The following is a 19,040-nucleotide window of genomic DNA, read 5'->3' as shown; positions in this document are numbered from 1 at the left end:
TCCTCCAATGGAGCCTAGTTGGTGCTGCGCAACAGATGGTTCAATGGGTGCCGGGCGCGGGGAGAGGCCATGAATCCGTTCAGGCGCCGGGTCACAAGTGACCAGCGCACAGGCGTGCCCAGCGCGATATAGCCATTATGCGCCTGCATCAGCGCCTCGGCCTGGGCTATCCGCGCCATCCGTTCGGGCAGGCTGCTGGCCAGGCTCGCGGCCTGCAACTGGGTATCGGCCTCAGCTGAACAATGAACCTTCCGCGCACAGCCGATCCGCCCCAGATACCAAAGTGCGCTGTCATAGGCAGCAACCTCGTCGATCAGGCGGAGATCGGCCTCACCCTTCTTCGCCACCCGCTCGACTTGCAGGCCGATCCTGCGCAAATCATGCCGGATCAGGCCGAACAATGCCGTTGCGCCTGGGCCCTCGGGCAGGGCGACACGCAACACAGGCGGATCGCCATTGTCGCTGCGCCACCGCGCCACCGCTGCGGCCGCCTGCGCCAGCCGTTCGTCCATCCTCCTATCCGACCAGTCAGGTTGCGTGGGCGGCCCCGGCAGGTCGAGCTGGCTGGGCACGATCTGTTCGGTGATCGCCCAGCCGCCTAGCGGGAACAACACCGGCAACTGAGTGCGGTCGATGGCCATGTTGATCGCGCGCCGCACACCATCATCGTCCAGCAACTTACCTTTGCCCGTAACCGCCAGCCCGAGCAGCCCCTGTACGGGATCGATCCGCACCGCATCACGATCGACCCCTGCCGGCACCAGCAGCGGCAGGTCGGCAAAGCGGCCGCCGAGCACCATGGCGGCCTTGCCCTCACGGAAGCGGATGATCGCCAGCGCAGCCCTCTCCGCCCGCAAGATACGTGTTTCCCCAGGCTGCGCCGGCGGCTCATCCTCGCCACTGCCAACCCGGTCCACAGGGCTGAGAATGAGCGCCTTTCCCCAGCGTTCGCGACGGTACGGACCTGTCCCGCCTTCGCGTGATAGCAGCGCCATTTGCGGCTGCGCCAGCATCTGCAACAGATATGGGCGGGGGGCGGCCAGCCGAATTTCTATCACTTCCCCGGTCATCGGCACCACGGCCTCCACTGCATCGAGCGGCCCTTCCGGATCCAACCGCCGCACCGATTCAATCCGGGCCATCAACAGCCGTGAAACATCGACCGCCGTAACCTTTTCTCCATCCGGCCAATTGGCGCGGCGCAGCCGAAAGATGTAGCTGCGCCCCTCATCCTCGACGATCCAGCGCTGCGCCAGGGCGGGTAAAATTTCGCCGGCTGCGTCGAACGCCACCAATCCCTGAGCCGTCGCCTCCAGGATCAGCTTGGCGCCAGGATCCGGCAGATTCTCCAGCGGTTTGTCGAGATCGGCTGGCGATCCTATGACGCTGACCGCCACTGGTCCGCTTGCCTCCTGCGAGCAGCCTGCAAGAAGCGCCGCGCCGCCCAATAGGACGGCAATCGGTCGGAGCAGGATGGCGGCCACGGTCATGCGTGCAACAGGCTTAGAGTTTGTCTCGCCGGAGTTGAAGCATTTCTGCACCTATATTCATCGTCCTGCGATTGTTGAGTCAGCCGGGGGCGCGCAGCACGACCTGTCCCATCCCGGAACAGCATTTTGTTAACCATGACTTCGCATTGGACGCGCGGCCGCTCGCGCCTATGACTTTCGATATGCGCATCTTATCCACCACACTGCTCGTCTTCGCGGCCGCCGGAGCGGCCGCCTTGGCACAAGGCACGCCCACGCCCTTCACCTTAGCCGAAGGCGGGCGGAGCTATGCCTCGCTCAAGGATGCGGTTGCGGCGATTGGCGATGGCAAGGGCACGGTGCTGATCGCACCCGGCTCCTACGCCCAATGTGCTGTGCAGGAAGCAGGAGAGGTCGCGTTCCAGGCCCAGACGCCGGGCAGCGTCATCCTGGACGGCATGCCGTGCGAGGGAAAGGCCGCGCTGGTGCTGCGTGGCCGATCAAGCAGTGTCGATGGCATCATCTTCCAGAATTTGCGCGTGCCCGACGGCAATGGCGCAGGCATCCGCCTGGAAAGCGGCAACCTGACCGTGACCAACAGCCTCTTCCGCAACAGCGAAGAAGGAATATTGAGCGGGGATGCGCCGGGTAACAGCGTCGCCATCGATAAATCGACCTTTCGCCATCTGGGCCGCTGTGACCGTGACCTGGATTGCGCTCATGGCATCTATATCGGTCGTTATGGCAAGCTCACCGTTACGCGCTCACGCTTTGATCAGGGCGATGGCGGCCATTATCTGAAAACACGCACGCCGCGCGTCACGATCAACGACAACAGCTTCGACGATAGCGGTGGTCGCCTCACCAACTACATGATCGATCTGTCCAATGGCGCCAGCGGTGAAATTAGCCGCAATGAGATGGTGCAGGGCCGGAACAAGGATAATTACAGCGCTTTCATCACTGTCGCGCCCGAAGGGCGGGAGCATGACAGCGGCGGCTTGTCCATCGCAGGCAACAGCGCATCTTTCGTGCCGGGCCTGCAGCGCAGCAGCAGCTTCGTTGCCAATTTCACGGATGACGCGGTGAAAATCGGGGCGAATCGCCTGGCGAACGGCATCAAGCAGACTGACCGCCGCTAACGGCCCTCAGCTTGCACAAGGCGTTCCGCCGGTCGATAACGGTGCGATGCGCAGCACTTATGATTCCGCAACCGTACGCCTCTATCACCTGAGCGACTCCGAAGAAGGAGGGGCCGCGACGACCCTCTTTTACGGCCCGTTAAGCCAAGCTGTGCTTATCGCCGGACAACAGCCGCAGGATGTCCAGGACGGGCTGTTCATCGCCACCGAAAATGATGTGGTTGCCTGGCTTGATTTGCGGGAGGCCGAATAGCTGCCTCCGTGCTGAGGAGGGGATGTGCGGAAATTGGAAGGCTTTTTCGAGGTCAGTTATGACAGCAGCCGCAAGCTGATCAGAATCATCACCTATGGCTTCTGGAATCTCGACGTCGTCGAGCATTTCGCGCAGGCGATTGCCGACGTGGTGAGGGTCGCGGCAGATGGTTGCGACACGCTGCTCAACACCTGCCGCACAGAAATACATACGTTGGAGGTCAGCGAGGCGCTTGGCCGCATATCTTATGCGAACAGAGACGCGAAGCCTGGCCGGATAGCGATCGTTTCGCCGTCCATGCTTCTGCGGATGCAGACGAAGCGGTTGCAGCAGGCGGATGGCGACTATGGCTATTTCGATACCGAACAGGCTGCCCTGGAGTGGCTCGCTGCGGCATAGAAGCTCCGCCTCTGTGTTCCAGCTTTTCCGCGCCCGCCCGGCCCTATAAGGTCGCGAAACGTGGCCTTGGCAGGAGAAGCGCCCATGTCTTACACCCTCATCACCGCCAATCGGAATTATTCGAGCTGGTCGCTTCGCCCATGGGTTCTGATGAAGGCTCTCGGCATTCCGTTCTCGGATCGGCTCGAGCCATTCGTGCATAGCGTGAATTATGCCGCCTTCCGCGCCTTCTCTCCTACAGGGCAGGTTCCTGTGCTGATTGACGGTGATCGGACCGCTTGGGACTCGCTGGGCATCACGCTCTACCTTGCCGATCGCCATCCTGGGGTTTGGCCGCAGGAGGAGGGCGCACGTGCTTTCGCTCAATGTGCCGTTGCCGAGATGCACAGCGGTTTTTCAACCTTGCGCAATGAGTGCCCGATGAATGTCGGGGTGCGCGTTGAACGGGACTTGCCCTCGCCGCACCTCAACCGGGACATTGCGCGGCTGGCGGAACTGTGGGGCGATGGCCTGAAGCGATTCGGCGGACCATTTCTTGCGGGCCCGGCCTTTACAGCGGCTGATGCCTTTTATGCGCCGGTCGCCTTTCGGGTGCGGACCTATGATCTTGATGTTGGGCCCGTCGCGCGGAAATGGGTCGATCAGATGATCGCTCATCCCGCGATACAGGAGTGGGAGGCTGCTGCATTGGCAGAGACGTGGCGCGAAGAGAGCCATGAGGCGGAGGTTGGCGCTGCTGGACGCATCATCCAGGACGATCGCGCATCCTGACGCTGCTCTCCCAGGGGCGCTACTGCCGGAAACAGGAAATATTGGCTCCATTCCCCCTTTCGCCGGACCCGGTCTGGGTCTAGGGGGAATTTGTTATGGTCAAGCCCCGCACGCTGTACGAGAAAATCTGGGACGCGCATGTTGTTGAGCGCCGCCCTGATGGAACCTGCCTCATCTATATTGATCGCCACCTCGTCCATGAGGTGACGAGCCCCCAGGCTTTCGAGGGTCTTCGGATCGCCGGCCGCCCCGTGCGCCGCCCTGAACTGACGCTCGCTGTACCGGATCATAATCTGCCGACTACGCCTCGCCGCGACGCGCAGGGCAATCGCATCCCGATCGCCGATCCCGAAAGCGCGCAGCAACTCGCCGCGCTGGAGCGGAACGCGCCGGAATTTGGCGTGCGTCTGATCGGTGATGCCGACCTGGAGCAGGGGATCGTCCATGTCGTCGGGCCGGAGCAGGGCTTCACCCTGCCAGGCACGACGCTGGTCTGTGGTGACAGTCACACCAGCTCGCACGGGGCATTGGGCGCATTGGCCTTCGGTATCGGCACGTCCGAAGTCGAACATGTGCTCGCCACCCAGACGCTGCTGCTGAAGCAGTCGAAGACCATGGAAGTCGTCGTGGAGGGCGAACTGGGCTTTGGCGTTACGCCTAAGGATGTCGCGCTGGCGATCTGCGGCCGGATCGGCACCGCGGGCGGCACCGGCTATGTCATGGAATATCGCGGGTCGGTATTCCGCGACATGTCGATCGAGGGCCGCCTGACTGTCGCCAACATGTCCATTGAAGCGGGTGCCCGTTCCGGTTTGTTTGCGCCGGATGAGAAAACTTTCGCCTATCTGCGTGGACGGCCCATGGCGCCCAAGGGCGCGGAATGGGATGCGGCGGTCGCCTACTGGAAGACACTGCACACCGACGAAGGCGCCCAGTTCGACAAGACGATCGTCATCGACGCGGCGGACATCGTGCCCAATGTGACCTGGGGCACCAGCCCTGAGGATGTCGTGCCGGTCACGGGCGTCGTGCCGAGTCCGGAAAGCTTTGCCGATCCTTCTAAACGGGCCGCCGCGCAAAAGTCGCTCGACTATATGGGCCTGTCTGCAGGGCAGCGTATGGAGGATGTGGCAGTCGAACATATCTTCATCGGGAGCTGCACCAACAGCCGTATCGAAGATTTGCGCGCCGCTGCTGCGCTGCTGAAGGGCCGTCACATCGCTGACGGTATCAAGCAGGCGCTCGTCGTGCCTGGATCAGGTCTCGTCAAGCAGCAGGCCGAAGCCGAGGGACTCGACAGCATCTTCAAGGATGCCGGGTTTGAATGGCGCGAACCGGGCTGTTCGGCATGCCTCGGTATGAACCCTGACAAGGTGCCTGCGGGCGAGCGTTGTGCTTCCACCAGCAACCGCAATTTCATGGGCCGCCAGGGTCCGGGATCGCGGACCCACCTTGTTTCTCCGGCCATGGCTGCAGCCGCGGCCATTACGGGGCATCTCACCGATGTGCGGGAATTGCTGAACGAAAAACAGGGAGAGGTGGTCGCATGAAGAAGGTGTTCTGGCTGCTGGCGCTGGGCGCGCTGGCCAGTGCCGCAATGGCGGCGACCCTGGGGCGCGCGGAAGATACGCGCCGTCTGGAGAGCAAGCAGGCGAATTGATGGAAAAGCTGACTATCGTTGACGGCCGGGCCTATCCGTTCGGGATGAAGAATGTCGATACGGACATCGTTATCCCTGCCCATTGGCTGAAGACCATTTCCCGGGCAGGCTTGGGCAAGGGTGCCTTTGAGGTGCTGCGCAAGGAGCCGGGCAATGTCTTCGACGATCCGGAATATGCCGGTAGCCCGATCCTGATCGCAGGCGACAATTTTGGCTGCGGCTCCAGCCGTGAGCATGCGGCCTGGGCCCTTGCTGACCTGGGCATCAAGGTGGTGATCGCGCCGAGTTTTTCGGACATCTTCTCCGGCAATGCGTTCAAGAATGGCATCTTGACGGTCGTCCTGCCGCAGGAAGCGGTCGATCGGCTGATGGAAGTGGCAAAGACCGACCCGATCCATGTCGATCTGGAACAGCAGACCGTCACCACGCAGTTTCAGGACCGTTTCCAGTTCGAGATCGATCCGTTTCGCAAGCACTGTCTGCTTGGCGGGCTCGATGAGATTGGGTTGACGCTGGGACAGGCAGATACGATCAGTCAGTTCGAGGCGAAGGACGCCGGGCTGCGGCCTTGGCTCGTTCCCACCGTTGCGTAACCGTCCCGACCTTCCTATTTCGATTGATAATCCAGCTTCTTTTAACAGGGCACAGGCATGACGACTTTCGACGACCGCGAGAAGGCCTTTGAAAATATGTTTGCCCACGACCAGGAGATGCAGTTCCGCATCCAGGCGCGGCGCAATCGGCTGCTGGGCGAATGGGCCGCTGCCAAAATGGGTCTGACGCCCGAAGAAACCGACGCCTATGCCAAGGCGGTCGTGCAGGCGGATTTTGAGGAAGCGGGCGATGAGGACGTCATCCGCAAGCTCGTGGGTGACATGACCCAGGCTGGCGTTGAGATAGACGAGGCAGGGGTGCGCACCGCTCTGGAAGAGCAGCAGGTGATCGCCCGTCGTCACTTCATTGAAGCTCAGTAAGCAGAACGGACTTTTCTCATGCCGATGGCTGCCGACGAAATTGCAGACATGATCCGGGCGGCTATTCCGGACGCTGAGGTCGAGATTACCGACTTGGCCGGTGATGGCGATCATTATGCGGCGCGCGTGGTGTCGGAAAGCTTCCGGGGCTTGAACCGGGTGGCTCAGCAGCGTGCGGTCTATGCGGCCCTTGGCGGCCGGATGGGCGGGGTGCTTCATGCCTTGCAACTGACCACCGCCGTTCCCAACTAACCGCGTACGATTTTCATGCGCGCCGCGGCTTGCCAGCGGCGCCCTACAGGACTGGACCGACCCATGACCGACGCCGTGCAACAGCGGATCGCCGATATCGTCAACAGCAGTGACGTGGTGCTTTTCATGAAGGGGACGCCTTTATTCCCTCAATGCGGCTTTTCCAGCCGCGCTGTTGCTATCCTGGAGCATCTGGGCGTCGCCTATGAAAGCGTTGATGTTTTGCAGGATCAGTTGGTTCGCCAGGGCATCAAGGCTTTTTCTGACTGGCCGACCATTCCGCAGCTCTATGTGAAGGGCGAATTTGTCGGCGGCAGCGACATCATGATGGAAATGTATGAAGCGGGCGAGCTTCAGCAGTTGATGTCGGACGAGGGCGTCGCTTCGGCCAATTGAGCGCGTTCCGGCTCGCCGGATCAGACCTGCACTATTTCTGGAAGGATCGCGTCTAGCAGCAGCATCGCCGCAGAGGTGATGCGCAGTCGTTGGCCGTCTCTCTCCACCAGAGCTAACTTGGCCAGGCGGGTAACAGCTTGCTCATCAACCAGCATGTCGGGCTCCAATCCTGACATTGCGGCGATCCGGCCAAGATCGACGCCTTCCGCCAGCCGCAGGCCCATGATGAGCGCCTCGCGAGCGCGGTCAGCGGGGGCGAGTGGTTCCTCGCTTTGCAGGCCATGGCTGTTACGGCGCACTGCGGTCATCCAGTTTTCTGGCTTTTTGTGGCGCAGCGTCGCCACTCCCCCGCGGCGGCCGTGGGCGCCCGGACCGATACCGGCATAGCTGCCGTACCGCCAATAGGTTAGATTGTGGCGGCTCTCCTGGCCGGGTCTGGCATGGTTGCTGATCTCATAGGCGGGGAGGCCAGCAGCTTGAGTCATGGCCTGTGTCTGCTCGTACAGCGTAGCCGCATGATCTGGATCGGCGGGTGTCATTTTGCCCTGGGCGACCAGGGTGGCGAAGCGGGTCCCGGGCTCAATAGTCAATTGGTAGAGGGACAGGTGGTCCGTGCCGAAGGCGAGTCCTCGTGTTAGCTCGGCTTCCCATTCGGCTTCGGTCTGGTCTGGCCGTGCGTAGATCAGATCGAAATTCACTCGGTCAAAAACGGATTGCGCGACGTTCAGCGCGGCAAGCCCCTCGGCGACATCGTGGGCCCTGCCGAGGAAATGCAATGCCTGGTCATCGAGGGCCTGGATGCCAAGGGATACGCGGTTGACGCCCGCGCGCGCGAGATCGGCAAATCGCGCCGCTTCCACGGAACTTGGATTGGCCTCCAAGGTGATTTCGATGTCGCTGGTCGGCTGCCAATAATCCGACGCCGCATCGATGATGCCTGCAACAATAGCGGGCGGCATCAGCGAGGGCGTGCCGCCGCCGAAGAAGATCGAGGACAGGCCGCGCCCGCCATTCAGCGATGCTTCATGGGCAAGGTCGTCTAGCAGCGCATCGCGCCAGGCTTCGGTATCGATGCCCGATCGGACGTGGCTGTTAAAATCGCAATAGGGACATTTTGAAACACAAAATGGCCAGTGCACATATAAGGCCATAGGTTCGGGCGCAGGCGCGGGGGACTCGAGCGGGGACAGGGGCATGATTGGGGGCGTCTTTAGACGGCTTTGGGCTGCGCGGCCAGCGATCGCGGCGGCAGCGATGGTAGCTATTCCAGTCGGCGGCGTCGCAGCAGCGCCCGCGCGGCGGGCGGCGATGCCGCAGACAGTCATGCCGGCCGCCTATCACGGCATGGAAGAGGCGGAGCGCGATAACTGGCTGCTCCGCGACGTCGTCCTGGGCATGCATAATGACGAGCGTGAATCGCTTGGCATTTCGCCGCTCGCCTGGGATGCGGCCCTGGCGCAGGATGCCGCTCGCTATGCGCGGCAGATGGCTCTCACCAATCGCTTCCAGCATTCGCCGCGTGCGTCGCGTGCAGTCCCAAGCGGCGAGAATCTGTGGATGGGCCCACGGCGGCTTTATAGCTATGAAGTAATGATCGGCTCCTTCCTGGATGAAAGGCGGCTGTTCCGTCGCGGCGGCAAGCTGCCCAATGTGAGCACATCCGGACGATGGGAAGATGTTGGCCACTATACGCAGATGATATGGCGCGGCACCCGCAAAGTAGGTTGCGCGCTCGCGGACGGGCAGAATTATGAATATCTTGTCTGCCGCTATTTCCCTGCCGGTAACGAGTTTGGCAAGGGGCCGCTCGATGCGGTGAGCGCACGCGGATCAGTGTTTGCAAGCGGGGGCGAATAGACGCCCCCGCCGGACTTGTCAGAAGACGGTCGAAACCAGTTGGGCGAAGGCGTCGGCGCGGTGGCTCATCGCATGTTTCTTCGCGGGGTCCATCTCGCCGAACGTGATGGCGTGGCCAAGCGGCTGAAAGATCGGGTCATAGCCAAAGCCCTTGTCGCCGCGCGGCGGCCAGGCGATCGTTCCATCGACACGGCCTTCGAACGCTTCGACATGACCGTCGGGCCACGCCAGCGCGAGGGCGCAGACGAAGTGCGCGCCATGTCCCGCGCCTGGCCCTTTGGCCTCTATCGCGTCCCAGACCAGTTTCATCGCAACGCCGAAATCCTTTGTTTCCCCAGCCCAACGGGCGGAGAAGATGCCGGGATCGCCGTTTAGTGCCTCAACACAGAGGCCGCTGTCGTCCGCGAGCGCGGGTAAGCCAGACAAGTCGGCCGCCTGCATCGCCTTCAGCTCCGCATTGGCGACGAAAGTGGTGCCGGTTTCCTCAGGTTCCGGCAGGTCGAGCGCGGCCGCGGAGACAGTCTCTATGCCATAGGGGGCGAGCAGTTCGCCGATTTCCCGCACCTTGCCGGGATTGTGGCTCGCGATCACCAGCTTGCCTGGGCCCAGCTTGCGGATCGCCTGTTCCTGTCCGAAGTCGTCGCTCATCGTTTTGAATACCTCGCCCCGTTCGTTTCGAGCTTAGTCGAGAAACGCGCGCATTGCGCTATCGCTTGTCGATAAGCTCGAAGCGAACGGATTTTGGGGGAAATTATCGGCCGGTCGCCTTGTCCTGCGCCGCGAAGATTTGTGCGCAGCCGATCCGGGCGAGACGGAGCAGGCGGAGCAGTTCTTCCTCGTCATAGGCGGCGCCTTCGGCAGTCGCCTGGACTTCGGCGAACTTGCCATCGCCGGTGAGAATCAGGTTGGCATCTGTTTCGGCATTGCTGTCTTCGGCATAGTCGAGGTCGAGGACGGGCGTGCCGTTGTAGATGCCGCAGCTGATCGCCGCGACCTTCTGCAGGATTGGATCTTCGGTCAGCGCGCCGGAGGCCAGCAGCTTGTCGATGGCGATGCGCAGGGCGACCCAGCTGCCAGAAATCGCGGCGGTACGGGTGCCGCCATCAGCCTGGATGACGTCGCAATCGATGACGATCTGACGCTCACCCAGCTTTTTAAGATCGACGACCGTGCGAAGCGATCGGCCGATCAGGCGCTGGATTTCCTGGGTGCGGCCGGACTGCTTGCCCTTGGCCGCCTCGCGGCTGCCGCGCGTGTGTGTGGCGCGGGGCAGCATGCCATATTCGGCCGTGACCCAACCCGACCCCTTGCCGCGCAGGAAAGGAGGCACCTTTTCCTCGACAGATGCGGTGCATAGCACCCGGGTGTCGCCGAAGCTGACGAGGCAGCTGCCCTCGGCATGAATGGTGAAGCCGGGCTCCATGGTGATGTCGCGCATCTGGTCGGGCGCGCGGCCGGAAGGACGCATAAAATAATTCTCCGAAGCGATCAGTCGGTGGGGCTTAGCGCCGGGCGTGACGTCATGCCAGTGGCGATACGCGGGAAAGATGATAGGAAGCCTGCCATGCAGTTGCGATGGATGATGATTTTGGCGGGCCTCGCCCTGACGGCGGGATGCGCAGGGGAGCGGCCGGAGCTGGAAAAGCCGGTCGCGGCCGGGGATACGATTCGCTTTTCGGCAGGTCCATGCTTCGGCGTTTGCCCAAGCTACAGCCTGCAAGTCACGCCGGACGGGTCGGGGCTGCTGGAACCGGAGCGATTTACGGCGGTCCCTGGGGCGACGCGCTTTACCGTGACGCCGGCGCAATATCGCCGCTTGCGTGCAACGCTGGCGCAGTTCCGGCCGGCTGCGGGAACGGTCAGGCGAATCGCTCATGGCGAGAATTGCACCCGCTTCGCCACTGACATGCCCGCCTACACGCTTGAATGGTCCAGAGGAGACCTGCCCTCAACGCGGCTGGAATTCCAGTCTGGTTGCATGGACCCGGCTTATGGCAAGCTGCGGGCAGCTATCGCGACCATTCCGAAGGTGCTGGACATCAGTGCGATGGTGAAGCCGGCGCCCAACCGTTAGCACGACTTGAGTGCGAGCCGGTGCTTGCCTAGATAGAGGTCCATGGCGGTAACACCGGTCACCGAACTCAATGAGCGGGCGCGCGACGTTTTTCGCCTGGTAGTCGAGAGTTATCTCGGCACCGGATTGCCCGTGGCGTCGCGGACGATCAGCAAGATCGCGTCGCTCAGCCTGTCGCCCGCATCGATCCGCAACGTCATGCAGGATCTGGAGGAGCTGGGCTTACTCGCCGCGCCTCATACTTCGGCAGGGCGGATGCCGACCGAGACGGGGCTTCGCCTGTTTGTCGATGGGATGATGCAGGCGGCTGAACCTTCGTTTGAGGAGCGGCGGGCGATTGAGGCGGGCGTCGCCGAGGGCGGTCCGATCGAAGAGGCGCTTTCCGCGGCCACTGCGGCTCTTTCTGGGCTGTCGGCTTGTGCGGGAATCGTCATGGTTCCCAAGAGGGAGCCGGTGCTGCGCCAGTTCGGCTTTGTCCCGCTGAATGAGCGGCAGGCGCTCGCGGTGCTGGTGGGGCAGGATGGGTCAGTCGAAAACCGCGTGCTCGATATGCCCCAAGGCGTCACGTCAGTGATGCTGAATGAGGCTGCCAACTTCATGTCCGCCCGCTTCGCCGGCATGACGTTGAGGGAAGCGGGAGAGGCGTTGCGGCGCGAGATGGAAGGCGAGCGGAACGCGCTTCAGGGCGCAGCGCGCGAACTGGTGGAACGAGGCATCGCCGTCTGGTCTCATGATGCGGATGACCGTCCCGTACTGATCGTGCGGGGGCAGGCGCATCTGCTGGACGATGGGACTGCTGCGGACCTTGAACGCGTGCGGCAATTGCTCGATGAGCTGGAGGGTAAGCAGGAGATTTCCCGCCTGCTTGAAAGCGCGCTGGCGGGGAGCGCGACGAAAATCTTCATCGGCTCGGAAAACAAGCTCTTTTCCCTGTCGGGTTCTTCGGTCATAGCCGCGCCCTACCGGGGCGGCGATGGCCGCGTTGTCGGCGTGGTCGGGGTGATCGGCCCCACGCGCTTGAACTATGCGCGGGTGATCCCCATGGTGGACTTCACTGCGCAGACGTTGTCGAGATTGATGAGATGAGTGAAGACAAGCTGAATATTGAAAATACCGAAGTCGTTGACGAACTGCCCGAAGATGCAGCGCCCGTGGGCGATGCTGCGGCGGAGCGGGTGGCTGCCCTGGAAGGCGAGCTGGCGGCGGCGAAGCAGGAAGTGCTGTACGCCCATGCCGAGACTCAGAATGTCCGGCGGCGGCTGGAAAAGGAACTGACGGATGCGCGGTCCTATGCCGCGACATCCTTTGCCCGGGATATGCTGTCGGTGGCGGACAATCTGGGGCGGGCGCTGCAGGCGATCCCGCCGGATTTGCGTGAGGACGAGAAGTTCAAGGGGCTGGTCGCCGGGCTTGAGGCGACGGGCCGGGAACTGGAGAGCGTGTTCGGGCGGAACGGCATCGAGAAGATGGTTTCGGTCGGCCAGCCGCTTGATCCCAACAAGCATCAGGCGATGATGGAAGTACCGTCCGATGAGGTCGAGCCGGGAACGGTGATGATCGAAATGCAGGCGGGTTATACGATCAAGGACCGGCTGTTGCGGCCTGCTCTGGTGAGTGTGGCCAAGAAGCCGGACTGACGCTTTTTTCCCTTTGTTTAAGCGTTTTTGCCCCTTCGGTCTTTGGACCGGAGGGGTTTTTTGATGAAGGAAATAGCGAGAAGAACGCACTCTTGATTTTCGCCGCATTTAAGATATATCGTAGTGTATCTAGTAACAACGAGAATAGGTTTATGCACTTTTTTAGATCTGAATGCGGCCAAGGGCGTAACGGGCGCTTCGCGGCTATGGCCGGGCATCATGGGCGGCATGGCGGCGGGCGTGGGCCATTTGGCGACGGGCCGATGGGCGGCGGCGGTGGTGGCCGGGGAGGGCGGAAGCGGCTGTTCAGTAATGAGGCGCTGCGGTTGATCCTGCTGGAACTGCTGAGCCAGGAGCCGCGCCATGGATATGACCTGATCCGCGAGATCGAGAGCCGGTCAGGCGAAGCCTATGCGCCGAGCCCGGGAGTCGTCTATCCGACGCTCACGCTGTTGGCGGACATGGACCTGATCGTGGAACAGCCGGGCGCGGGGAGTCGCAAGCTGTTTGCGATCAGCGACGCGGGCCGTGCGCATCTGGCGGAGAACAGGGCGGCGCTGGAAGAGGCGATGGAGCTGCTTACGTCGCTGGCGCGACGGGCCGAGCAAGTCGATGGCGCGCCGATCCGGCGGGCGATGCACAATCTGTCGATCGCCGTCCGGGCGCGGCTGGAACGTGAGGGCGCGGACCGCGAGACCATGTTCGACGTTGCGTCCCTGATCGACGAGGCCGCCAGCAAGATTGAAAGGCTCTGACATGGTTTTGACAGCGAATGTGCCGACTGCCCAGGGTAGCCGCTATCTGCAGCAACTGTGCAAACATTGGGGGCATAAGTTCGAAACGGAGTTCGACGCGGAAAAGGGCGTGATCGCCTTTCCGATGGGGCCGATCCGGCTGACGGCTGGGGCGGATATGTTGGCGGTGACGATCGAGCCCAAAGAGGACGCCGATGTGGAGCGGTTCAAGCAGGTCGTGGCGGAGCATCTGGACCGCTTTGCGTTCCGGGAGGCGCCTTTGCGGTTTGATTGGCGGTGAGGCGAGTGCGGGACAGGGGGCGATAGTGCTAAACGTGTCTCGACATCGCTCGACACGAACGGGGATGGGGTTGGTGGTGGGCGCGTCATGAGATCCCAGCGTTCGCTGGAATGACGGTAGTAGTCAGGCGCGGGGGATGCGGCGGGCGCTGGCGAGATGGTGGGCGTGGGTGATGGCGACGGCGAGAGCGTCGGACGCGTCCGGCCCAGCGACCTTCGCGCCGGGGAGGAGGCGCGCGATCATGGCGTGGACCTGGTCCTTGGACGCGTTGCCGACGCCGACGACCGATTTCTTGACGAGGCGGGCGGCATATTCTCCGACTTCCATGCCGGAACGGGAGGCTGCGAGCAGGACGACGCCGCGGGCCTGGCCGAGCTTTAGCGTGGATTGCGGGTTCACGTTCACGAACACTTCTTCGACCGCCGCGCCATTGGGCTGATGTTCGAGGATGAGGTCGGCGAGCGCGAGGTCGAGCGCCAGCAGGCGGCTCGCCAGCGGCATCGCGGCATCGGTCTTGATCTGGCCGTTGGCGATGTGGGTGAGGCGATTGCCGTCCGCAGCGATCAGGCCCCAGCCGGTGATGCCGAGGCCGGGGTCGAGGCCGAGGATGATCATCGGATTTTCCTCGTCCCTTCAGGGGAAAGGATAGGCAGGCTTTCCGGCCCGCCGGTTAGCCGGAGTTGGAGAGGGGAGTTGCGAGAGGAGAGGGCGCTGCCCCCTCTCCCAGCTTCGCCTAGGGGGCGGAGCCGCCAAGGCTGCGCAACCCTCTCCCGCGAGGGGAGAGGGAAGGGGTTGATCAACCCAGCTTCTCCATGACGGCGTCGGAAACTTCGTAATTTCCCCAGACGGTCTGGACGTCGTCGTCATCTTCCAGCGTATCGACGAGCTTCAGCAGGGTGGCTGCATTGGCTTCATCGACTTCCACGGTGGTCTGCGGCTTCCAGGCGAGCTTGGCGCCTTCGGCCGGGCCGAGCTTGGATTCGAGTGCCTTGGCGACTTCGTGGAGCGCGTCCATGGCAGTCCAGATTTCATGTTCGTCCTCGTTGGACGACACATCATCCGCGCCTGCTTCCAGAGCGGCTTCGAAGATCGCGTCGGCATCGCCAGCGGTCGCTGGATAGGTGATGAGGCCCATGCGGTCGAAACCATGGCTGACCGCGCCGGACGCGCCCAGATTGCCGCCATTTTTGGAGAAGGCGGTGCGGACGTTGGTCGCGGTGCGGTTGCGGTTGTCGGTCAGCGCTTCGACGATGATGGCGACGCCGCCCGGACCATAGCCCTCGTAGCGGATTTCCTCATAATTCTCCATGTCGCCGCCCAGCGCCTTGTCGATCGCGCGCTGGATATTGTCCTTGGGCATGGACTGCGCCTTGGCCGCGTTGACGGCGAGGCGGAGGCGGGGGTTCATGTCCGGGTCGGGCATGCCCATCTTGGCCGCGACGGTGATTTCGCGGCTGAGCTTGGAGAACATCGAGGAGCGCTTTTTGTCCTGCGCGCCCTTGCGATGCATGATGTTCTTGAATTTGCTATGGCCGGCCACGGCCTGCTCCTAAACTTGTCTGTGATCCGAAGCGCGCTCTCTAGCGGGCGCATTTGCCAAGCGCAACTAGACGAGGATCGCGGTGCCGGAGGCGGAGACCATCAGCATGGAGCCGTTGGAGCCCAGCACTTCATAATCAAGATCGACGCCGACGACCGCATTGGCGCCCAGCGTCGCAGCGCGCATGCGCATTTCGCCGATCGCCTGTTCGCGGGCGCGCTGGAGGACATCCTCATAAGCGCCCGAGCGCCCACCGACGATGTCGCGCACACTGGCGAACAGGTCACGGAAGAGGTTGGCACCCACAATCACCTCGCCGGTGACGATGCCGAGATATTCCTTGGCGGGCCGCCCTTCCAGGCGGCTGGTCGTGCTGACGATGATCTCGGACATCTTCTTCTCCCGTTCGTGCTGAGTAGAGACTGAGCTTGTCGAAGTCTCGTATCGAAGCATGGCGGCTGGCAAGGCCCTTCGATACCCCGCTTCGATAACTCAGCGGCTACTCAGGGCGAACGGAGTGAGGTTTATTCCATGCCCAGTGCAGAGAGATAGGTCTGGAGAATGGCTTCCATTTCCTGCCGATCATGCTGCGGCATTTTCCGCAGGCGGATGATCTGGCGCATGATCTTGGGATCATAGCCAGTCGCCTTCGCCTCCAGATAGACATCCTTGATGTCGTCGCCGATGCCTTTCTTTTCTTCCTCGAGACGCTCGATGCGTTCGATGAGAAGGCGTAGCTGATCGGCGGCGACGTTGCCCTCGCTCATATTTCAAATCTCCAGAAGAATGTGAATCGGGTTGGCGACTGCTCCTAATGGCTGTCGGCGTTCTTCGCCACACTCTCCTGCATCTTTGCCAATTGTTCGGGCGTCGCTTCGCTCTGATGGCGCTCTTTCCATTCGGAAAAGGGCATGCCGTGGACGATTTCGCGCGCTTCTTCGCGGCTCAGCGAGCCATCGGCTTGCGCGATCCAGTCGGCCAAACAGTTGCGGCAGAAGCCTGCCGTGCCCATCAGGTCGATATTCTGAACGTCGGTGCGATGCTGCAAATGCGCAATCAGGCGGCGGAAGGCGGTTGCGGCAACCGCATCTGTGAGTATGGTGTCGGCCACGGCGATCCTTTCGCTGATCTACATCATCCTGTCGTGCAGCACGGATAATCGAAAACGGCGCCCTGGCAAGCCAGAGGCGACCATGACGGTCAGGAGCATTTACGAATGACGAAATTGCCGCCCCGCTCGCGCAAGGTCCGCATCCTGGCGACCCTTGGCCCCGCGAGCGATAGCCCGGAAGTGATTCGGGCGCTGTTTGTCGCAGGGGCAGACGCTTTCCGGATCAATATGAGCCATGGCGCGCATGAGGAGCATGCTGCGCGGATCGCCACTATCCGGGGACTGGAGAAGGAATTCGGGCGACCGACGACGATCCTGGGCGACCTGCAAGGGCCCAAGCTGCGCGTGGGCACGTTCAAGAGCGGGCTTGCGGTGCTGGAAACCGGCGCACCATTCGTGCTGGACCGGGATGAAGCGCCGGGCGACGCACGCCGGGTCAACCTGCCGCATCCGGAGATTTATGAGGCGCTGGTGCCTGAAACGCGGCTGTTGTTGGATGATGGCAAGCTGGTGCTGCGGGTGAAGGCGGTGACGGACGGGCGCATCGACACCATCGTCGAAGTGGGCGGGACGCTGTCCAACCGCAAGGGGGTGAATGTCCCTGATGTGGTCGTGCCGGTGCCTGCGCTGACGGAGAAGGATCGGCGCGACCTGAGCTTCGCGGTCGAGCAGGGGTGCGACTGGATCGCGCTGAGCTTTGTCCAGCGGCCGGAGGACCTGGCTGAGGCGCGCAAGCTGATGGGCGGGCATGGCTCGTTGATGGCGAAGATCGAGAAGCCGGCGGCGGTGCAGAGGCTGGAGGAGATTATCGAGCTGGCCGATGGCGTCATGGTGGCGCGCGGCGACCTGGGCGTCGAATTGCCGCCTCAGGCGGTGCCGCCGCTGCAGAAGCAGATCGTGGCGACCGCGCGGCGCATGGGGCGGCCGGTGGTGGTGGCGACCCAGATGCTCGAATCGATGATCAAGGCGCCGACGCCGACGCGCGCGGAAGTGTCGGACGTCGCCACGGCCGTTTATGATGGAGCGGACGCGATCATGCTGTCGGCCGAGACGGCGGCGGGCGATTGGCCCGAAGAAGCGGTGACGATGATGGACAGCATTGCCCATAGCGTGGAGCGCGATCCCGGCTATGTCGAGCGGCTGCACTTTACCGTGACCAAGCCCGATGCGACCACGGCCGACGCACTGGCGGAAGGCGCGGCGGGCATCGTGTCGGTCGTGGGGGCGAGCGCCATCACCTGCTTTACCTCATCGGGCAGCACCGTGCGCCGCGTCGCGCGCGAACGGCCGCTGACGCCGATCCTGGCGCTGACGCCGCGGCTCGATACGGCGCGCAAGCTGGGGCTGACCTGGGGCGTGCATGCGGTGCGGACCAAGGATATCGGCACGTTCGAGGAGATGGTCGGCAAGGCGCGGCGCATGGCGTTGCGGCACGACATGACCCAGAAGGGCGGCAAGATCGTGGTGCTGGCGGGGGTGCCCTTCGGTACGCCAGGTTCGACCAACGTGCTGCATGTCGCCGCGATCCGGGGCGACGAGCTTAAGGGACGGGAATAGCGTCCAGCAGGCCGAGCGCGGCTAGATCGCGGCGGAGCGTGGGGGCATCGCGGAACAGGTGACCGCGGATGCCTAGCGCTTGCGCCGCGGCGATATTTTCCTCGCGATCGTCGATGAACAGCGTTTCTTCCGGGCGGAGGCCGAAGCGGTCGAGGGCCAGGCGGTAGATGGCGGGATCGGGCTTCACCAGCTTTTCCGCGCCGGATACGAGGATGTCGCGGAAGTGGGCGAAGAGCGTGGCTTCGCGGGCGTGGAAAGGCACCCAGAATTCCGCGCTGAAGTTGGTGAGAGCGTAGAGCGGCACGCCGCGCTGGTAGAGGTCTCGCACCAGTTCGGGCATGCCGCTGACGGCGGGCTGGACGCTGTCGATGAAGCGTTCGCCCCAGAGGCGGATCAGCGATTCATGCTCAGGGTGGCGGGCGATCAGTTCCGCGCTGGTTTGCGCGAAGGGGCGGCCCATGTCGTGCTGAACATGCCAGTCCATGGTGACCACATCGCGCAGAAACGCGTCGAGCGCCCGATCATCATCGATCAGGCGCTCGTAGAGGAGCCGGGGCTCCCAATGGTAGAGGACCTGGCCGACGTCGAAGATGACGGCGGCTACAACTCCGTTCAATTAGCCCTGGCGGGCCTTGAAGCGGCGGTTGGTCTTGTTGATGACATAGGTGCGGCCGCGACGGCGGATCACGCGGTTATCCCGGTGACGGCCCTTGAGCGACTTGAGCGAGTTGCGGATCTTCATGGAACCAGCCTTTGATGAATCTTTGCGTGATCGGAAAATCGAAGCGCAGCCCCTATGGGCGGGGCAGGCGAAAGTCAAGGGTGGGTAGCCGCTCTTTTGCCCCGTTCATCCTGCATGCAGCAAAGCCGTGGCTTCACGCGTTGAAGGAAATGCCGGAGCGGCGGCGTGTAT

General features: G+C 62.7%; 27 protein-coding genes. 16 read left to right on the top strand and 11 right to left on the bottom strand.

Annotated elements, in window-relative coordinates:
- Positions 1-14: 14 nt before the first annotated feature.
- Positions 15-1,490: an ABC transporter substrate-binding protein gene (locus EP837_RS04775; RefSeq protein ID WP_066524909.1), complete on the bottom strand. Its 1,476-nt coding sequence runs from the start codon at positions 1,488-1,490 to the stop codon at positions 15-17.
- 182 nt (positions 1,491-1,672) lie between these two features.
- On the opposite strand from EP837_RS04775, the gene EP837_RS04770 reads away from it, so the two are divergent.
- The 9 genes from EP837_RS04770 (at position 1,673) to grxD (ending at position 7,316) form a co-directional block, all read left to right on the top strand.
- Complete coding sequence (locus EP837_RS04770) at positions 1,673-2,611, top strand: right-handed parallel beta-helix repeat-containing protein (RefSeq protein WP_066528712.1); 939 nt, start codon at positions 1,673-1,675, stop codon at positions 2,609-2,611.
- A gap of 46 nt (positions 2,612-2,657) precedes the next feature.
- Positions 2,658-2,864 carry a hypothetical protein gene (locus EP837_RS04765; protein WP_066524906.1) on the top strand — a complete coding sequence of 69 codons (207 nt, stop codon included), beginning with the start codon at positions 2,658-2,660 and terminating at the stop codon, positions 2,862-2,864.
- A 24-nt stretch (positions 2,865-2,888) separates the two neighbouring features.
- Positions 2,889-3,263, top strand: coding sequence for a hypothetical protein (locus EP837_RS04760; RefSeq protein WP_156518386.1), 375 nt, complete (start codon positions 2,889-2,891; stop codon positions 3,261-3,263).
- A gap of 84 nt (positions 3,264-3,347) precedes the next feature.
- Positions 3,348-4,034 carry a glutathione S-transferase family protein gene (locus EP837_RS04755; protein ID WP_066528710.1) on the top strand — a complete coding sequence of 229 codons (687 nt, stop codon included), beginning with the start codon at positions 3,348-3,350 and terminating at the stop codon, positions 4,032-4,034.
- Between the two features lie 95 nt (positions 4,035-4,129).
- Positions 4,130-5,584: a 3-isopropylmalate dehydratase large subunit gene (gene leuC, locus EP837_RS04750; RefSeq protein WP_066524903.1), complete on the top strand. Its 1,455-nt coding sequence runs from the start codon at positions 4,130-4,132 to the stop codon at positions 5,582-5,584.
- 109 nt (positions 5,585-5,693) lie between these two features.
- Positions 5,694-6,287 carry a 3-isopropylmalate dehydratase small subunit gene (leuD, locus tag EP837_RS04745; protein ID WP_066524902.1) on the top strand — a complete coding sequence of 198 codons (594 nt, stop codon included), beginning with the start codon at positions 5,694-5,696 and terminating at the stop codon, positions 6,285-6,287.
- 57 nt (positions 6,288-6,344) lie between these two features.
- Positions 6,345-6,668 (top strand): DUF1476 domain-containing protein, encoded by a 324-nt coding sequence (locus EP837_RS04740; protein WP_066524901.1) that lies wholly within the window; start codon positions 6,345-6,347, stop codon positions 6,666-6,668.
- Between the two features lie 18 nt (positions 6,669-6,686).
- Positions 6,687-6,920 (top strand): BolA family protein, encoded by a 234-nt coding sequence (locus EP837_RS04735; RefSeq protein ID WP_066524897.1) that lies wholly within the window; start codon positions 6,687-6,689, stop codon positions 6,918-6,920.
- Positions 6,921-6,983: 63 nt separating this feature from the next.
- On the top strand, positions 6,984-7,316 hold the full coding sequence (gene grxD, locus EP837_RS04730) for a Grx4 family monothiol glutaredoxin (RefSeq protein WP_066524896.1): 333 nt from the start codon (positions 6,984-6,986) through the stop codon (positions 7,314-7,316).
- Between the two features lie 20 nt (positions 7,317-7,336).
- On the opposite strand, the gene hemW is transcribed toward grxD, so the two are convergent.
- Positions 7,337-8,512 (bottom strand): radical SAM family heme chaperone HemW, encoded by a 1,176-nt coding sequence (hemW, locus tag EP837_RS04725; RefSeq protein WP_066524895.1) that lies wholly within the window; start codon positions 8,510-8,512, stop codon positions 7,337-7,339.
- Between the two features lie 127 nt (positions 8,513-8,639).
- Here hemW and EP837_RS04720 point away from each other — a divergent pair, with 127 nt between their 5' ends.
- Positions 8,640-9,173, top strand: coding sequence for a CAP domain-containing protein (locus EP837_RS04720; protein WP_082919545.1), 534 nt, complete (start codon positions 8,640-8,642; stop codon positions 9,171-9,173).
- An 18-nt stretch (positions 9,174-9,191) separates the two neighbouring features.
- Here the strand turns inward: EP837_RS04720 and rdgB are convergent, their stop codons facing one another.
- Both rdgB and rph read right to left on the bottom strand, forming a co-directional pair.
- Complete coding sequence (rdgB, locus tag EP837_RS04715; RefSeq protein ID WP_066524892.1) at positions 9,192-9,821, bottom strand: RdgB/HAM1 family non-canonical purine NTP pyrophosphatase; 630 nt, start codon at positions 9,819-9,821, stop codon at positions 9,192-9,194.
- A 103-nt stretch (positions 9,822-9,924) separates the two neighbouring features.
- Complete coding sequence (rph, locus tag EP837_RS04710) at positions 9,925-10,641, bottom strand: ribonuclease PH (RefSeq protein ID WP_066524889.1); 717 nt, start codon at positions 10,639-10,641, stop codon at positions 9,925-9,927.
- Between the two features lie 96 nt (positions 10,642-10,737).
- On the opposite strand from rph, the gene EP837_RS04705 reads away from it, so the two are divergent.
- From EP837_RS04705 to EP837_RS04685, 5 genes are all read left to right on the top strand, one after another.
- Positions 10,738-11,247, top strand: coding sequence for a DUF6438 domain-containing protein (locus tag EP837_RS04705; protein WP_066524887.1), 510 nt, complete (start codon positions 10,738-10,740; stop codon positions 11,245-11,247).
- Positions 11,248-11,289: 42 nt separating this feature from the next.
- Entirely contained in the window at positions 11,290-12,333 is a 1,044-nt protein-coding gene (hrcA, locus tag EP837_RS04700; RefSeq protein ID WP_066524885.1) for a heat-inducible transcriptional repressor HrcA, read from the top strand.
- Positions 12,330-12,884, top strand: a complete 555-nt coding sequence (gene grpE, locus EP837_RS04695) for a nucleotide exchange factor GrpE (RefSeq protein WP_066524884.1) — start codon at positions 12,330-12,332, stop codon at positions 12,882-12,884. Before hrcA ends, grpE begins: the two co-directional genes overlap by 4 nt.
- 152 nt (positions 12,885-13,036) lie before the next feature.
- On the top strand, positions 13,037-13,639 hold the full coding sequence (locus EP837_RS04690; RefSeq protein WP_066524881.1) for a PadR family transcriptional regulator: 603 nt from the start codon (positions 13,037-13,039) through the stop codon (positions 13,637-13,639).
- 1 nt (position 13,640) lies between these two features.
- Positions 13,641-13,919 (top strand): DUF2218 domain-containing protein, encoded by a 279-nt coding sequence (locus tag EP837_RS04685; RefSeq protein ID WP_066524879.1) that lies wholly within the window; start codon positions 13,641-13,643, stop codon positions 13,917-13,919.
- A 123-nt stretch (positions 13,920-14,042) separates the two neighbouring features.
- Here EP837_RS04685 and ruvC read toward each other — a convergent pair whose 3' ends face one another.
- From ruvC to EP837_RS04660, 5 genes are all read right to left on the bottom strand, one after another.
- Positions 14,043-14,534 (bottom strand): crossover junction endodeoxyribonuclease RuvC, encoded by a 492-nt coding sequence (gene ruvC / locus EP837_RS04680; protein WP_066524876.1) that lies wholly within the window; start codon positions 14,532-14,534, stop codon positions 14,043-14,045.
- Positions 14,535-14,715: 181 nt separating this feature from the next.
- On the bottom strand, positions 14,716-15,459 hold the full coding sequence (locus tag EP837_RS04675) for a YebC/PmpR family DNA-binding transcriptional regulator (RefSeq protein WP_066524873.1): 744 nt from the start codon (positions 15,457-15,459) through the stop codon (positions 14,716-14,718).
- Positions 15,460-15,525: 66 nt separating this feature from the next.
- The gene (locus EP837_RS04670) at positions 15,526-15,852 is read right to left on the bottom strand and encodes a heavy metal-binding domain-containing protein (protein WP_174525906.1); all 327 of its coding nucleotides are present in this window, start codon (positions 15,850-15,852) and stop codon (positions 15,526-15,528) included.
- A gap of 131 nt (positions 15,853-15,983) precedes the next feature.
- Positions 15,984-16,226 (bottom strand): DUF2312 domain-containing protein, encoded by a 243-nt coding sequence (locus EP837_RS04665; RefSeq protein WP_066524871.1) that lies wholly within the window; start codon positions 16,224-16,226, stop codon positions 15,984-15,986.
- 44 nt (positions 16,227-16,270) lie between these two features.
- Positions 16,271-16,570, bottom strand: a complete 300-nt coding sequence (locus tag EP837_RS04660) for a DUF1244 domain-containing protein (RefSeq protein ID WP_066524868.1) — start codon at positions 16,568-16,570, stop codon at positions 16,271-16,273.
- 105 nt (positions 16,571-16,675) lie between these two features.
- Between EP837_RS04660 and pyk the strand changes: the two genes are divergently transcribed.
- The gene (gene pyk / locus EP837_RS04655) at positions 16,676-18,127 is read left to right on the top strand and encodes a pyruvate kinase (protein WP_082919544.1); all 1,452 of its coding nucleotides are present in this window, start codon (positions 16,676-16,678) and stop codon (positions 18,125-18,127) included.
- On the opposite strand, the gene EP837_RS04650 is transcribed toward pyk, so the two are convergent.
- Positions 18,111-18,743, bottom strand: a complete 633-nt coding sequence (locus EP837_RS04650) for an HAD family hydrolase (protein WP_066524865.1) — start codon at positions 18,741-18,743, stop codon at positions 18,111-18,113. The two genes, pyk and EP837_RS04650, sit on opposite strands and share 17 nt — an antisense overlap.
- Positions 18,744-18,869: a type B 50S ribosomal protein L36 gene (gene ykgO, locus EP837_RS04645; protein WP_004210176.1), complete on the bottom strand. Its 126-nt coding sequence runs from the start codon at positions 18,867-18,869 to the stop codon at positions 18,744-18,746.
- Positions 18,870-19,040: the final 171 nt, after the last annotated feature.

Source organism: Sphingobium sp. EP60837 (assembly GCF_001658005.1).
In the GTDB taxonomy this organism is placed as follows: Bacteria; Pseudomonadota; Alphaproteobacteria; order Sphingomonadales; family Sphingomonadaceae; genus Sphingobium; species Sphingobium tyrosinilyticum.
This window is presented reverse-complemented; position numbering and strand designations above follow the sequence as displayed.